Source organism: Planctobacterium sp. AWH2_060 (genome assembly GCF_056158425.1).
Map to the genome: position 1 here is coordinate 4,896,871 of NZ_JBSWTG010000001.1, position 14,266 is coordinate 4,911,136.

At 47.1% G+C, this 14,266-nt stretch carries 12 protein-coding genes and 1 pseudogene; 3 read left to right on the forward strand and 10 right to left on the reverse strand.

Annotated elements, in window-relative coordinates:
• The first annotated feature begins 127 nt into the window (after positions 1 to 127).
• Together ACXAD8_RS21140 and ACXAD8_RS21145 are read left to right on the forward strand one after the other, a co-directional pair.
• On the forward strand, positions 128 to 1,510 hold the full coding sequence (locus ACXAD8_RS21140; RefSeq protein ID WP_475232188.1) for a sigma-54-dependent transcriptional regulator: 1,383 nt from the start codon (positions 128 to 130) through the stop codon (positions 1,508 to 1,510).
• Positions 1,500 to 2,843, forward strand: a complete 1,344-nt coding sequence (locus ACXAD8_RS21145) for a sensor histidine kinase (RefSeq protein WP_475232190.1) — start codon at positions 1,500 to 1,502, stop codon at positions 2,841 to 2,843. The genes ACXAD8_RS21140 and ACXAD8_RS21145 overlap by 11 nt, the downstream gene beginning before the upstream one ends.
• Positions 2,844 to 2,950: 107 nt before the next feature.
• On the opposite strand, the gene ACXAD8_RS21150 is transcribed toward ACXAD8_RS21145, so the two are convergent.
• Together ACXAD8_RS21150 and ACXAD8_RS21155 are read right to left on the reverse strand one after the other, a co-directional pair.
• Entirely contained in the window at positions 2,951 to 3,175 is a 225-nt protein-coding gene (locus tag ACXAD8_RS21150; RefSeq protein ID WP_475232192.1) for a type II toxin-antitoxin system ParD family antitoxin, read from the reverse strand.
• 312 nt (positions 3,176 to 3,487) lie between these two features.
• Positions 3,488 to 4,609: pseudogene (locus ACXAD8_RS21155) on the reverse strand (ISAs1 family transposase).
• Positions 4,610 to 4,798: 189 nt separating this feature from the next.
• Between ACXAD8_RS21155 and ACXAD8_RS21160 the strand changes: the two are divergent.
• Positions 4,799 to 5,812, forward strand: coding sequence for a S8 family serine peptidase (locus tag ACXAD8_RS21160; protein ID WP_475232193.1), 1,014 nt, complete (start codon positions 4,799 to 4,801; stop codon positions 5,810 to 5,812).
• Positions 5,813 to 6,526: 714 nt separating this feature from the next.
• On the opposite strand, the gene ACXAD8_RS21165 is transcribed toward ACXAD8_RS21160, so the two are convergent.
• From ACXAD8_RS21165 to ACXAD8_RS21200, 8 genes are all read right to left on the reverse strand, one after another.
• Complete coding sequence (locus tag ACXAD8_RS21165; RefSeq protein WP_475232195.1) at positions 6,527 to 7,867, reverse strand: M24 family metallopeptidase; 1,341 nt, start codon at positions 7,865 to 7,867, stop codon at positions 6,527 to 6,529.
• Positions 7,868 to 7,910: 43 nt separating this feature from the next.
• Positions 7,911 to 8,411, reverse strand: coding sequence for a cyclic nucleotide-binding domain-containing protein (locus tag ACXAD8_RS21170; RefSeq protein WP_475232197.1), 501 nt, complete (start codon positions 8,409 to 8,411; stop codon positions 7,911 to 7,913).
• Between the two features lie 59 nt (positions 8,412 to 8,470).
• The gene (gene folM, locus ACXAD8_RS21175; protein WP_475232198.1) at positions 8,471 to 9,190 is read right to left on the reverse strand and encodes a dihydromonapterin reductase; all 720 of its coding nucleotides are present in this window, start codon (positions 9,188 to 9,190) and stop codon (positions 8,471 to 8,473) included.
• 109 nt (positions 9,191 to 9,299) lie between these two features.
• On the reverse strand, positions 9,300 to 10,040 hold the full coding sequence (locus ACXAD8_RS21180) for a LytR/AlgR family response regulator transcription factor (RefSeq protein ID WP_475232200.1): 741 nt from the start codon (positions 10,038 to 10,040) through the stop codon (positions 9,300 to 9,302).
• Positions 10,033 to 11,160 carry a sensor histidine kinase gene (locus ACXAD8_RS21185; protein ID WP_475232202.1) on the reverse strand — a complete coding sequence of 376 codons (1,128 nt, stop codon included), beginning with the start codon at positions 11,158 to 11,160 and terminating at the stop codon, positions 10,033 to 10,035. Before ACXAD8_RS21185 ends, ACXAD8_RS21180 begins: the two co-directional genes overlap by 8 nt.
• 5 nt (positions 11,161 to 11,165) lie before the next feature.
• Complete coding sequence (locus ACXAD8_RS21190; RefSeq protein WP_475232204.1) at positions 11,166 to 12,404, reverse strand: ABC transporter permease; 1,239 nt, start codon at positions 12,402 to 12,404, stop codon at positions 11,166 to 11,168.
• A gap of 1 nt (position 12,405) precedes the next feature.
• The gene (locus tag ACXAD8_RS21195; RefSeq protein ID WP_475232205.1) at positions 12,406 to 13,113 is read right to left on the reverse strand and encodes an ABC transporter ATP-binding protein; all 708 of its coding nucleotides are present in this window, start codon (positions 13,111 to 13,113) and stop codon (positions 12,406 to 12,408) included.
• Positions 13,113 to 14,261, reverse strand: a complete 1,149-nt coding sequence (locus ACXAD8_RS21200) for an efflux RND transporter periplasmic adaptor subunit (protein WP_475232207.1) — start codon at positions 14,259 to 14,261, stop codon at positions 13,113 to 13,115. Before ACXAD8_RS21200 ends, ACXAD8_RS21195 begins: the two co-directional genes overlap by 1 nt.
• Positions 14,262 to 14,266: the final 5 nt, after the last annotated feature.

Below are 14,266 nucleotides of genomic sequence, written 5' to 3' on the forward strand. Positions count from 1 at the left end.
ACACCTAAGTGTATGAAATTTATGGAATAAATATTTTATTGCAAATATAAATCAGCTTTAAGTGTACGAATACGAACACTTGCTGTACGGTATTGAACAGTCATAGTTCATCAAAAGTCTGCACAAGATGTCAGTGGAAAGTCGCATATTAATCGTCGATGACGATGAGGATATCCTGGTCGCCAGCAAGCTGTTGCTCAAACGTCACTTTACTGAAGTGGTTATTTGCAATCGTCCGGAGCAAATACCGGAACTAATGGATAAGCAGCATTTTGATGCGATTCTGCTGGATATGAATTTTGGACCGGGAGAGAGTAGTTGTCAGCAAGGGTTTAGCTGGCTGAAACAAATTTTAGAAATAGATCCTCAGGCCGTGGTGATCCTGATCACCGCCCACGGTGCCATTAACCTGGCTGTAGATGCCATGCGGCTCGGTGCCACTGATTTCGTCGCTAAACCCTGGCAAAACGAAAAGCTGGTAGCTACGGTTTCTTCTGCTTGTCAGCTGCGCCATTCTCGCAATGAGGCCAGTCGACTACAAAAAACCAACAAGGTGCTATCGGATGCAATAATACAATCCGATGCCCAGCCGATGATCGGTAGTTCTGCGGGTTTGTCGAAGGTAAAACAAATCATTAAAAAAGCTGCAGCTACCGAAGCCAATATGCTGTTGTTGGGAGAAAACGGCACCGGCAAAGAAATGTTGGCCCGCACCATTCACGCCAATAGTCTTAGAGCGGATAAGGTGTTTATGAGCATTGATCTGGGAGCTGTGCCGGAGTCGCTATTTGAGAGTGAGTTATTTGGTCATAAAAAAGGTGCTTTTACCGGCGCTAAAGAAGACCGTATCGGAAAGCTGGAAGCCGCTCATGGCGGAACCCTGTTTTTAGATGAAGTGGGCAATATGCCATTGCATTTGCAAACCCGATTGTTAACCGTACTGGAGCAACGTCAGGTGGTGCCGCTGGGCAGCAATCAGGCACAGGACATTGATATTCGCTTGTTGTCCGCTACTAATCTTTCACCCGAAAAACTGCACGATGAAAGTCACTTTCGACAAGACTTACTGTTTCGATTAAATACGGTGGAAGTGGTGTTACCTCCATTGCGTGAACGCAAAGAAGATATTCAGGCAATTGCTCATCACTACCTTGAGGTGTTTGCCCGTAAATACCACAAGACAGCGCTGCAATTGCAGGCGGATACGCTACAAGCCTTGATGGAGTATCACTGGCCTGGCAATATTCGCGAATTAAAACATGCACTGGAACGGGCGGTGATATTGGCTGAAGGCAACGAAATTGGGCCGGATGATTTGCAACTGCAGAAAACGATTCCCGGCAATCAGGCGGTAGATATTCAGCAGCAAGATCTCAATCTGGACAGAATCGAAAAACAAACCATTCAACAGGCCCTCAGAAAACACAAATACAATATTTCCCATACTGCTAAAACGTTGGGCTTAACCCGGGCGGCTTTATACAGAAGGATGGAAAAGCATGATCTTTAAACGATATTCCAGCCAGTTATTTTTACGGGTATTGCTGCTGGCGGTGAGCTTATTTGTGTTTGCTAACCTATTTCCCCGGGACGGCTTTATCGTCACTCAATGCATTTTAGGACTGTTCATTCTGTATCAGTTTTGGGGGATTCAGCAGCAGGTACAGAAGACTAACCAGCAAATTGCCCGATTTTTACAGGCGCTGCGCTATCGGGATTATTCAGCCCGGTTTGATTTTAGTGGTTACGGTGATGGCTTTGACGAACTGGGCCGCGAAATTTCGCAAATTGTGCAACAAGAACAGAGCCGCAGAGAAGCACAGGAGGGCACCAAACAATGGTTAAAATCTGTGATAGAGCATGTACCTGTACCGCTGTTGAGCATACACGCTGATGGCCGCATAACGCTGTGGAATAATGCGGTGCGACGTCTGTTTAACAGCAGTACCATCACCCGTGTTGAGGAACTAAAATACTTTGGTGAGGAGTTCTTTCGCGCCATGGAGGCTGTCGAGGGACCCGAGCGGCGCTTGGTGCCCTTTGTGGCCGATGGCATGGAGCATCAACTCAGTGTTGCCGTGCGCCATGTTGTACATAACGGGCAAAAAGATCGAGTGGTTTCATTGCAGGATATCGCCTCTGAGCTGGATAAGGCACAGTTGGATGCCTGGCAGGACTTGGTGAAAGTACTAACCCATGAAATCATTAATAGCATTACCCCAATCACCAGTCTCGCCAGCACTGCGGATGCCATTTTGGCCACACCGCTGAACAGCTTGTCAGACGAATATTTGCGAGATGCCAAAGAAGCTGTCAGCACAGTCGCGAAGCGATGTGAAAATCTGCTGGGTTTTGTGAACAGTTATCGCAGTATCACTCATTTGCCGGTGCCGGATAAAAAGCCAGTGAAAATCGTGCCATTGCTGAATCGCATACACAGCCTGTTTCAACAACAGTGGCGCAATGCCGGTATTGTTTTTCAGCTCAATTCAGAACATGACGCTCTGGAAGTGCGCGCTGATCCGCAAATGCTTGAGCAGTTGTTTATTAACCTGTTTCGCAACGCTGAGCAGGCCAAATCGCCGCAACAGGCTGAACTTAATTTAGAGGTATCTGTTTTCCTCAACAAGCGCAACAAGCTGGTGGCTGTTATTAAGGACAATGGCGTTGGCATCGCCCCGGATATCAGGGAAAAGATTTTTGTGCCCTTTTTCACCACCAAAAAAGAGGGAACCGGCGTCGGCCTGGCGCTGGCTAGACAGATAATGCTGGTGCACGGCGGCAGCATACGTCTTGACGATATCCAAACGGAAGGTACTCAATTTACCCTGGTTTTTCCCTGAGTATTGGCATTATTCCGCTAAGTGCATCGAGTACTTCATTTTCTGGTGAAGTATTCTGACTATAAAAATTTCGTCTTCTTTATTGGAGAGATTGTAATGCTTCATTGTCACTTTTCGGTTTTTCTGTCCTGCAGAATGTCTAAAACATTTTTGCGACTTTTACCGCTTAATTCACCCTCGATTAACGCCAGCCTGATTGCTTCTCTCCCCCCTTGATTTCGCCGCACTAAGTCTCGGGTATAATCACTGGCGTTGGCGAATCTGCCAGACTTAACCTGTTCATCTATCCACTTTCGCATTTCGTCGGGAAGGGATACGTTGAGTGTTGCCATCTCTTACCTTGTAAGTAACTAACCACTCAATAATGGCAGATATTGTCAAAGATTGCCAATAAGGGGATTGGTTTATCGTGGAGGCAATCTATCGTGGACACCCATCCTGCGAAGAACAGCAACACCTGAAAAAAGGAATATTTGCTGTCGGGTTGCTACCTGGGTATTTAACTGACTCCAGTTTCTGTGCTGGAGGTATGGGCTTTCTACAACGAAAAGGCAAAGAGGATGCGGGTGGGCTTGTGTTCTGACAAACCGATAATGCTTCCTCTTTGCTGGCCAGTAAAGGCAGGGCTACCGCATGAGTGTACATTAAATGACCAGTTCGTTTAGTCCTGCCTTCAAAACTTGCTCAAGATAATCTGTTTTTGCCCAGGCGCGTTTCTGTTTTCGCGCAATACTGAGGCTGGACTCTTCTGCCCGAAGCATATTGAGTGACATTTGTCTTAGAATGGCCCAGTTGTCGGCACTGTTGTCTTGATAAATCTGACTTTTGTCTTCGTTCTTGCTGACATCCAAAACATAGTGAAGTGTATTTTCTACCAGCTAATGCTTCCTCACACTGTCAGCAAACTTTTGCTCTGTCAGGTCCGCTGAGCTGATATAGTATCGGTAATTTAATTGTGGCTCTTTACCTTTTACGTGACGGTGGTTGAGCACCATGCCCGCTGTTTTCAACTCCGGCCATTTTGCACCGACTTCTCCTAACTCATCGGCACTTTTTACATAATAGGCTCTTGCTTCAATTCGACCATGTTGCTTTGCCATTTCCAGGTTAATGAATGGCGCTAAACGCTCCTCACTGAAAGCATCCCGGAGGCTTTTACTTAGCGTGGGCTGGTTTTCCTTCACACCAAAGAGGTAATCTCCACCTCCATCAAGGATTTGCTCCGCAATACTGACCTGACAGCCCATTGCATCAGTGGAAATCAATGCGCCACTGATATCAAGTAACTGGATCAGTTCCGGAATAGCTGTGATCTCATTCGACTTTTCATCGGTCTTTATCTGACCCAGTACCATTCTGTTACCCGTTGCAAATGCATTGACCATATGGATAGTTGAGTTGCGATCTTCTCTGTTATAAGAGCCTCGTAACGTTTTGCCATCAATAGCGATAACTTCACCTTTGGTCAGCTCATGAACATCCTGCATCCAGTTAATAAAGCAGGCGCTAAACTCCTCTGGTTTTATACGTGAAATGGTACGAGCAATTGTGTCGTCAACGGGAATACCATCAGCTAATACTCCACGTTCTTTAAACCAGTCATGATGACACTCGGCATAATCTCGAATATCAGCCCATCCCTCGGCTCCAGCAATAACGCCACAGAACGCTACAAACAAGATATCAAACAGGGGATAGGTTACTTTAGCGGTCTGACGCTGGTCTTCTATTTGACCAAAATGAGAGGAAAAGGCTTCCAGGTACATGATTTAACTCCCAAAAAGAGAGTATATGATCACAAGCTAACAGTAAGGTCCAGGAAATGCTTTGACTATGCACCTGATTGGTTAAATAATGTTCACGATCTCACCCTGAGGGCGCTGGTCAGTTTTGCCTTGGCTATTGCCTACTTTTCGTTTGTGATGTGGTGGAGTAGTCGCTAGATATTGCGACGGGTGGATTCGCCTTTTCAAGAGCAGAGTGAGCGGGGCACTCTGGGGACAAGCACCATTAGCGGGACATCCATGGCAACACCTTTTATCGCAGGTGTTGCGGCTTTGATGTTGGAAGTCAATCCGGACCTGTCTCCAGACCAAATTGAGCAGATTATTAAAGCCACCGCTGAGCCAATGAATTACGCACCTCATGAAGTTGGTGCCGGCTATATTGATGTTAAAGCTGCCATTGATATGGCCAAAGTGACCACCGGAGAACGACTGGCGTTTTTACAAGGAAATACCGACTGGTCAAGTCAGGGTAGCTGGATTCAGGTGGATAACGCCAATGAAAACTTCTCTTATGTAGGTAAGTGGCGTGAAAAACAGCACAGCTCTGCCTACCTGGACACAGTAAACTTTGCGCGCAACTCGCACTCTTCAATTTATGCCAAAGTTCGCGGTGACAGAGTGTGTTTACATTTTTTAGCGACATCAAATAAACCGGCTTCGATAGAGTTATTATCGGACGGGCGTTCTGTGGGCACTGCAACTTTGTATCATCCCGATGCCTCTTCAGAATCGCCACAGGATTTAGCCGTGGCTTTTGATAACCTGGGCGAGGGCGTTCACGATCTGCAAGTGCGTATTCTGAATAAACGGGTGATGTTTGACCGTATGGATGTCGACGGCGCGGTGCTTGCGTCAGACGTAAGCTTTGCCGAAAGGCAGCAAAACGATGCTGGCACAATGGGCGTGTCGGTGGAAAACTTGCAGGTGCAGGAGTTCCCATTGGAGATTGCTGACAATGATGTGAGCGTGACATCAACTCTGAACTGGACAGGAGTGGCAGATTTGGACTTCTTTCTGGTCAACCCTGAAGGCGTAGAAGTTGCCTCCAGTGCTTCTCTGGATAATCCGGAAACCTTGCAGTTCTGGACCGATGCGGCTGGCACTTACACCCTGCGTGTCACGGGGTACATTAGTGTGGCGACGCCATTTACTATTACCACTGATATCACTTCAGAGTTGTGAGTTCGATGTACTAATTTCTCTTCAAACCAGAGAATAACCGACAACCAGAGGCGCCATTTCAGAAGGCGCCTTTTTATTCAAAAATTACTAATTCAATCAGGCAAATAATCTGAGGCGAGAGCATGAATGCGCGTTTGTTGGCCATGATTTCCGGAACCTAACACTCGTCATTTCAAACGATAGCGTCAGAATTTTACAGCTGTATCACATGGGTAGTGCAGTACTCTGATAAGATTTTTCTTAGGGGCCCCTAAAACCCCCTTTTGCCCATGGCGCGAGAAAACATAAGCCTGTAGGTCGAACTTCAGTTCGACAAAGCAAACTGAATCAACCACCGTTGTTTGACTGAAGTCAAACCTACAAAGACATCCTTGTTGCCAATCTTTAGGTTTTATCTGCCCTTTCGACTTATCTCGCGAATGGGCCTGATTTGACCGGACTTCGAACAAGATAACGACTGGTTGATCAACAAAGTTTGAATGGGTGTCATGTTTAAATTAAGACAGCAGATCTATGTGCTGACATTGATTGCTGCAACTTCCTTGTTGCAATTCATAGTTGTTTTTCTGATTACTCAGGCTATTGCGGTAAAAGGAGCGCAGAACTGTGCTTTTATTTAAACCCCGATGAATATCAAATAAATTCAAGGTGAAATACTTTCCTCTTAAAAGTGTCTAATCCAAATTCAATCAGGCAAATAATCACCCATTCTTACTAACGGATAAGATGCCATTGGGTTTGTCTGCCGGCCAGATACCAGACGGTTTGGCCGTCAAACAGGGCACTTTGTTCCAGTTTGATTTGAATCCACTGATTATCCCATTCAGGTACCTGCGTTTTGATATTGCCTTCAATGGCGTACGCCGTATTGGGGTAAAGGGGCCAGTCACCGCGAATTGGGGTTTCACCCTGATTGTCCCACATGCCAATGGTGGGACCGGCTGCATGACCGACAAATCCCAATGGGTGGGTGTAGGTACTACTTATAATCCCTTGTTCTTTGCTGCCAGCGTGAGTATCGGCCAGGATCTGGTTGCCGGTTTTACCGGTTTTGAAAGCATCAGTGAGAATATCCTGCCATTGTACTCCCAGTTGCAGGGCGCGCTGTAATCCCTTCGGAACGTCAAATTCACCCAATTTAAGGACATAGGCCATTTCCTGGGTATCGGTACATAATTGCAAATAACAGATACCTACATCGGTATGCAGCACATCACCAGGCAAGATAGTACCGGGTGATTTACCCATGTAGATATCTTCCTGGCTGGTGGCGTCACCACGACGTTGTATATTCACATAGGGTTGAAACCAGGGGCGAACCTGTAAGGCTTCAAAGCGCTCTCTGATATACCAGGCAACATCGTCAGTGGTGGTCACACCTGGCGTGATAACTTTGTTGGAAAAGGCCTCGGCGATAACGCCTCGGGCAATGCTGACTACCTGCGGATAGACCTGTATTTCTTTTTCGCTGCGGGTTTCCATCCAGCGCACCACCAGTTTTTCTGCACTTACCAGACGTTGCTGGTATTTCTCTGGCAGTACTTGTTGTAATTGCTGGTGTAAACCGACACTAAGACCATCGGACAGGGCCCAATGTTCACTGACGTTGATGCCAATACGTTTGGGATCTTTTTCTGCAATCACTTCTGCAAGTCGTTGCCATTGCTGGGCTTTGGTGCCTCCCGTCCAGACAGTGGGGTAAAGCTCTCCAATGGGGTAACGACTGACGCTAAAGCGCTCTACAGAACCATCAGGCTGGCGGTGAAATACTAAAATGGTGGTGCGTCGGGCGGCGAAGGTGGGTTGAGGCACCAGAGTGTAAAACAGGCGATCTTCCCCGTATTCCCGGTTAATCACCAGCCACATGTCCAGCTCTGCTTCGTTCATTAGCTTGGGTAACAGGTTTTCCAGACGGTCTGTGACCATGGCATTGATGGGAGCCACACGCTCTTTGAATGACAGCACTTTGGGCATTTCACTAATGTGTCTGCCCTGATCCTGTGCCATTGCCTGGCAGTGTAAAAATAAAATTCCAAAGGTTAGGTACCTTAGCATAAGTGTTCCTTGTTGTTATTTTTGAGATAGATTGCCTGGATGTTTACCAGGTTTCACCACGAGCGTATTTCTCATCGAGCACTTTGTCAAAACTTGCACAGGGTTCTGTACCGCCTTTGCGGGCGGCATCAATGGTTTGATTCAGGCGTAAAACCAGACCCTCTATTATTTTATCCTTGATGCATTCCCGAATGTGGCTGTTCAGAGAGTTAAAGTGATAGGAGGTGATTTTCATTGCCACAACGTGATCGTCCGCGGCTGTGACGGTGGCAACTCGAGGGTCACCCACAATAAAGCCCACTTCTCCGAGAAAGTTGGGTGGGGCAACCGTAGCTATGATTTCATCATTGCGCCAGATGGATACCTTGCCGTGCATTAGGATATAAAATGCGTCGTCTCTTTCACCTTCTTCCATGATGATCTCGCCCTGATGAAAGCTGACATAACTTTTGGGCATGTCCAAAATCATGTCTATTTCAGTTTCGCTGAGTTTTTTAAAAAGGGGGATTTTTCTTAAGATTCGGGCGAGTTTTGCTTTTTCCATACTCAATTACTGCAAGTTTTCCACTTGAAATGTATAGCTGGTTTGCGGCAAAAAGCAAATTAAGGCAGTTTTAAGTGACGGCCTCCATCAAGCGGAATTACCCGACCAGTGATGTAATTATTTTGCAGTAAAAACAAGACTGTTTCAGAAAAGCAGGCTTCACCAGGCTCTATGCCCAACAGTGATTTTTGCAGAGCTTTTTCCCGGTATTGGGCATCGTCCCACTCATTAAATTTTATCAATGCCGGAGCGATGGCATTTACTTTTACAGCTGGAGCCAAATCACGAGCCATGGAGAATGTCAGATTCTCCAGTGCTGCTTTAGAGGCTGCATAAGCCATGTGTTTATAGCTGCCAATAGTGGCTACCTGATCGGTAATGTGCAGGATATCGCCCTGGTCTTCAATCAGGTGGGCTAACGCTTTGTTAATTAACAGAGGGGCTTTTACATGCACCTGCATCATGGCATCTAATATTTCAGCCCCTTGCTGCGCATCATAAGGCTTGGGATCCTTCGACCAGGTGGATGCATTGTGGATAATGGCTCGTATCTGGCTGTAACGCTGCTTTATCGTTTCGATGAAATTCTGAATACCTTGATTATCAGAAAAGTCCGCCTGCAGGCAGTCAATACCTTGCTGTTTTAACTCATCCAGCAAAGGGCGCTCCTGGCGATAGGTGATGACGACGTTAAAACCTTGTTGATTTAGGGCGATGGCACTTGCAAGACCGAGGCGCTGTGCTCCTCCGGTGATAATGACAGGGTTGTTTTTATTCATGGTTTAACAGTAATTGTTTGAGATGGTTTTGCGAAATGGCTGTATAGCATAACCGAGTTCAGACGGTTAACCCATTATTTTGCCTGTCCTGGTGGAAATTGAGCTTTAATTAAAATGCACTGAATAACTGTTTCAATTGTTGTGCCTGGCGGCGACTCAACTCAATGGCTTCACCGGAACGCAAAAATGCAATGCTGGAGCCGGTTTTTATACCGGGTTCGATGCGTTCTATACTGTCTACCCGCACCAATTCAGAGCGGCTGGCTTTAAAAAACGTCTGGGGATTGAGCCGGGCCTCTACTTTGGACAGTGAGCTGTGTACCCAGGACTTGCCCCAGTGGGTATAAACCGCACAGTGATTACCTACGCTTTCAAATCGCTCAATTTCGGCGATTTTTACTATGCGGTTAATGTCACCAAATTTAAGTAACAGACCATGATTGTCAGGCAGGTAATGGGCTTCCTGACTTTTCTGGGAGTGGACATCGCTTTCCTGACTTGTGGGCTGTAATTTTTGAATGCATTGGGCCAGCCGCTGTGGGTTAATGGGTTTAACCAGGTAATCCACTGCGTTAAGCGCGAAAGCGTCCACTGCGTATTGATCAAAGGCCGTACAAAAAATAAATCGAATGTCAGAATCGATATGCTGCGCCAGTTCAACGCCGGACATACCGGGCATCTGTACATCCAAAAAAACCAAATCAAAGTCTTGCTCTGCTAATTTTTGTAAGGCGGCTTTTGCGTTGGCGGCTTCAGCGCAAACCAAAATGGTGTCTTTGTGTTCTGCTAATAACCGTTTTAGCTCGGCGCGGGCCAGTCGTTCATCGTCAACAATCAAAGCCTTAAACATAGGGCAACTCCAGGGTAATGCTGAAGCTATCAGTGCTCTGAGTGGCATGCAGTTGTGCTTTTTCGGCAAACATCAGTTGTAATCTTTGTCGGGTGTTCTCCAGCCCGGTTTGGGTGCCAGGAGAAGGAGCACAGTCGCCGACACTGTTACTCAGAGTTAACTGCCATTTGTCCGGGTTAATACATTGACTTTTCAGCGTCAGCCAGCCTTGTTCAGCCACCGGTGCAATACCGTGTTTTATGGCATTTTCCACCAGAGTCAGCAATAGCAAGGTCGGTAATTTTTGCTTCAGAGTTTCGGCTTGAAGATCAATACTGGTTTGCAGTCTCTCTTCCAGTCTTACTTTTTCAATATCCAGATATTGCTGGGCAATGCGCCATTCTTCTTCCAGTGATGCCGAGGGTTTTAAATGGGCCTGTAAGTGTGTTCTGAACAATTCACTGAGTTGTGTTACCAGCTCAGCGGCTTTGTCTTTGTCCTCAAAAATCATGGCGCGGATACTGTTGAGGGTATTAAACAAAAAGTGTGGGTTTAGCTGATTGGTTAACTGTTGAATACGGGCTTCTTGCACCTGTTTCTGCAGTTCTCGTTTACTTTTGGTGGCGTGCCAAAAGATATATAACAAAGACCAAAGCAAATACAGAATAAACTGATTCAGGCCAGCGATTACCCAGATAGTGGGATCGGAAAAATTAACAACGTGTTCCTTGCCTTCTATCATGATGGTCATGGAATCGGTAGACAGATCGCCAAAATAGCTGGAGGAGTCAAAGTGATAAATCAGAATTACGTGTAACACCGCGACTGTCATCAATACCGAAATCAACCGCGCTGTTCTGGCAAAGCTAAAACTAAACTGGATAAATTGGGTTTTCAGAAAGCCGCGTATTATGTAGTGGCAAAAAATCAGAAAAATGACACTTTCCGCCAGTCCTCTGGCAATGTAGCCGGTGATACCGCCCAGCGAATCGTCCAGTCCTAATACCATGATATTGGACGATATATTGATGATGGTGGAGATAAACACCAGCACCTGAGCAATAAAGTAGGGCGTGGAGTACTCGCGACTAATTTGCCAGTAGGTGCTGATCAGATGTTTTATTGATGCCGGGCGTATCATTTTTATTATTCGTATCGCAACGCGTCTATAGGATTTAATCGGGCGGCTTTCATTGCCGGGGCCATGCCAAACAATACCCCAATTGCGGTAGTGAATCCAAGGGAAAGCGCAATGGCCCAACCTGGCACCAGGGTATCTGAGATGCCGGGGATCATAAGAGATAACAGGGCGGCAACGCCATAGCCCAGTAATAATCCCAATATGCCACCAAACAAGGACAATACCAGTGCTTCAATTAAAAACTGCGTCATGATAAAACCCGGTGTTGCACCCAACGCCTTTTGAGTGCCGATTTCCCGGGTGCGCTCGGTCACCGACACCAACATGATATTCATGACACCAATGCCGCCCACCAATAGGCTGATGCCGACCACACCACCTGCTACTAAAGTGACTGATGTGGTGATGGCATTGAATTGCGATTTGGTGCGTTCTGCACTGATAAATTCAAAATCATCGGGTTCCTCGCCGCTGAGGTTATGGCGCTTGCGTAGGATCTGCCGAATCTGGGATTTTATGGCTTCTTCGTTCTCACCGGCTTTGGGGCGATACATGATATCCACATTGCCAGTAACCTGTTCTCCGCTTAACGATTTTAAGGTGCCAAATGGCGCGATGATGTAATTGTCCTGATCAAAACCAAACAGGGTGCCCTGTTCCTCGGCAATACCGATAATGCGAAACCACTCGCCGTTTAAGCTGATAAATTCGCCAACCGGGTTGCCCTCAATATTTAGTTCTTTGAGCACGGTAGCACCCACAAAAGCTACCCGACGGCGGCGTAAATCATCACTTTCTGACAAAAACCGTCCAGACTGGGGATAAATCCGAATCACCCGCTGGTAGGCGCTGTCTGTGCCGATGATTTGGGTTTGGGTGACATTGCGTCCGTATTGCGCCGTAGCACCAAAACTAAAAGCTTTCATGGACACACTGATATCCTCCAGCCCTTGAACTTTACCTTTAAGGGATTCGAAATCGTGATAACTCAATCGGTTTTCAAAGCCCAATAGCATGTCTTCACGGTTGGTGTGGGCGGTAACAGTGACCACATCACTACCCAAATCGTCCAGTTGCTTGGTGATGCTGCTGGTGAGGCCCTGCATAATGGCTACCACTGCGATTACTGCCGCCACACCGATAATTATGCCCAGTGTCGTCAGGGTGCTGCGCATGGCATGAGCGCGAATCGCATTAAATGCTGCAACGCTGCCTTCGTAAACTGCCAGTAAATTATTGTGCATGTCAGTGATTCCGTGTGTCAGATTGAATAGCGCCATCCACCAGTCTGATCACCCGGCGGCAATGGTCAGCAATTTCCTGTTCGTGGGTGATCAAAACAATGGTGTGACCTTCCTGATGCAGCGCATCAAACAGAGCCATGACCTCGCGGGTTGTCTGGCTGTCCAGGTTGCCTGTGGGTTCATCCCCCAGCAAAATGTCCGGCTGAGTTACCAGTGCTCTGGCAATCGCTACCCGTTGCCGTTGCCCACCGGATAGCTGATTGGGCAGGTTGTGAACCTTATCTTTTAGACCCACACGCGTAAGGGCCTCCATGGCCATTTGTTGACGCTGTTTAAGAGGAATAAAGCGGTAAACCAGAGGCTGCATCACGTTAACCAAGGCGCTGGCACGTGGCAAAAGGTTGAAACTCTGAAAAATGAACCCTACAGACTTGTTACGCAACTGGGCCAGGTCTGCCTCTGGCATCTGTTGTACAGATTTTCCAGCCAGTTGATATTCGCCCCGGCAGGGCGTATCCAGGCAACCCAACAGATTCATTAATGTGGATTTACCTGAGCCGGAAGGGCCGACGATGGCCACATATTCATTTTGCTGAATATTCAGGTTGATGTTGTTCAGAGCATAGAATGTTTCATCGCCACAAGGATAGGATTTTACAATATTGGCCAACTGAATAATGTCTGTATTAAGCGATTCGCAATGATTCATCAGCTTTTCTCCTGGACAGCGATTTTACTGTTTTCCTGTAATTGTCCCATGGTACGGGTGGGGCCAATGACAATTTTCTCGCCTGGTTTAAGTCCATTGTGAATGGCCTGTTCGGTGTCTGAGGCCATGCCTAAATCTACCGATTTACGGGATACGTTATCCTGATTTACCACCCAAACAAACGGCTTCTCCTGATGGTATTGCACCGCGGCAATGGGCACATTGGTAGTTTGTTCACCGACTGAAGTGATGATCTCGGCGCGGCAGCTCATACCGGGGAACAACGGCAGCTCACTGCTGTCCAGGCGTACTTTAACGCTGAAGGACAGACCCGGATTTTGGCCGTGATGTTTGGCACTGGTACCAATTTGGGTCACTCTCCCGGTGAAAGGGTGTTTTGGCCAGGCCGCGGCATAGATTTCCACTTTTTGCTGCAAGGCAATTTGGGAAATGTCGGCTTCATCCACTCTGATTTCTGCGAGGATGACGCTTGGGTCTGCGATGGTCATCAGGTCTGAACCTATGATGTTAGTCGTACCAGCAATGACGGTTTCCCCCTGTTTGATATCCAGACTGGATACCAGGCCCGTCATGGGAGACAGGAAACTGGTTTTGGCCAGCTGATCCTGAACAAATTTCAATGTAGCCTGCGCTTGTTGCAGGTTTGCCTGTGCTACTCTGACGTCAATCTTCGCCAGGCTCACCTGGTTAGTTAAGTCATCAATAACTTGCTGATGCTGTAAGCCCTGCTGCATTAAACGGGTTTGGCGTGCGAGTTGTTTGTTCAGGTTTTGCAGTTTTTCCCGTGCCGCTTCGATGGTAATTTGTCTGGCGTTAACCTCTGCCTGGGCTTTTTCGGTTTCCGCTTCAAAGGCTTGCGGATCCAGTTGCAATAACAACTGGCCTTTTTCTACTGTATCACCTTCTTCCACAAACAGGGTTTGTACTCGCCCAGATACCTGTGGCCGGATATTGATTTGCTCATTAAAGATAAAGTTGCCCGATGCCAGCACGGTATCCGCCAGGTAGCCTTCGGTGGCCGTAGACACTTCCACCTGAAAAGACTGACTATTGGCCGCCATATTTTTTCCAGCGACTAATGCCACCATGGCGATCACAACTGCACTCAAAATCAAAACTTTTTTCATGGTCC

Coding starts and splice junctions, on each gene's coding strand:
- ACXAD8_RS21190 (WP_475232204.1), bottom strand. CDS start 12,404: ATGCACAATAATTTACTGGCAGTTTACGAAGGCAGCGTTGCAGCATTT.
- ACXAD8_RS21140 (WP_475232188.1), top strand. CDS start 128: ATGTCAGTGGAAAGTCGCATATTAATCGTCGATGACGATGAGGATATC.
- ACXAD8_RS21170 (WP_475232197.1), bottom strand. CDS start 8,411: ATGGAAAAAGCAAAACTCGCCCGAATCTTAAGAAAAATCCCCCTTTTT.
- ACXAD8_RS21145 (WP_475232190.1), top strand. CDS start 1,500: ATGATCTTTAAACGATATTCCAGCCAGTTATTTTTACGGGTATTGCTG.
- ACXAD8_RS21165 (WP_475232195.1), bottom strand. CDS start 7,867: ATGCTAAGGTACCTAACCTTTGGAATTTTATTTTTACACTGCCAGGCA.
- ACXAD8_RS21195 (WP_475232205.1), bottom strand. CDS start 13,113: ATGAATCATTGCGAATCGCTTAATACAGACATTATTCAGTTGGCCAAT.
- folM (WP_475232198.1), bottom strand. CDS start 9,190: ATGAATAAAAACAACCCTGTCATTATCACCGGAGGAGCACAGCGCCTC.
- ACXAD8_RS21180 (WP_475232200.1), bottom strand. CDS start 10,040: ATGTTTAAGGCTTTGATTGTTGACGATGAACGACTGGCCCGCGCCGAG.
- ACXAD8_RS21150 (WP_475232192.1), bottom strand. CDS start 3,175: ATGGCAACACTCAACGTATCCCTTCCCGACGAAATGCGAAAGTGGATA.
- ACXAD8_RS21185 (WP_475232202.1), bottom strand. CDS start 11,160: ATGATACGCCCGGCATCAATAAAACATCTGATCAGCACCTACTGGCAA.
- ACXAD8_RS21200 (WP_475232207.1), bottom strand. CDS start 14,261: ATGAAAAAAGTTTTGATTTTGAGTGCAGTTGTGATCGCCATGGTGGCA.